Origin of the sequence: Bacillus sp. AFS023182, assembly GCF_002560575.1 — a bacterium.
Taxonomy (GTDB): Bacteria; Bacillota; Bacilli; order Bacillales; family Bacillaceae_G; genus Bacillus_A; species Bacillus_A arachidis.
On record NZ_NTRO01000134.1, the window covers coordinates 1 to 296 of the forward strand.

Here is a 296-nt window from a genome sequence, read left to right on the forward strand (position 1 = left end):
GCCAAAATGTCTGCTACCTTGTCACCTTCTGCATCAAACGTATTTTGAGCAAAATGTAAACCTTTCACATGACCTTTGCCATTTGCTTTTTTATGACCATGTTCAGCTAAGTACCAATACCAAGCCTTGTCCTCAAATTCCACAGATACATGATCACTTTTAATAACAACTTTTAAACTATTTTTTAAATGTGTTCGTTTATTTTTATTTGAAAGCTTAATACGTTTTTTTAATTCAGCTGCAAAATATTTAGCTGCTTCTTCCAATACGTCCATACTTACTTGTTTATTCACTCG

General features: G+C 32.8%; 1 protein-coding gene. It reads right to left on the minus strand.

Annotated features, from left to right (window positions below; translation table 11 throughout):
• Window positions 1-296, minus strand: a 296-nt coding sequence (locus CN288_RS27590) for an HK97 gp10 family phage protein (RefSeq protein WP_098303615.1), incomplete at both ends; no start/stop codon positions are given.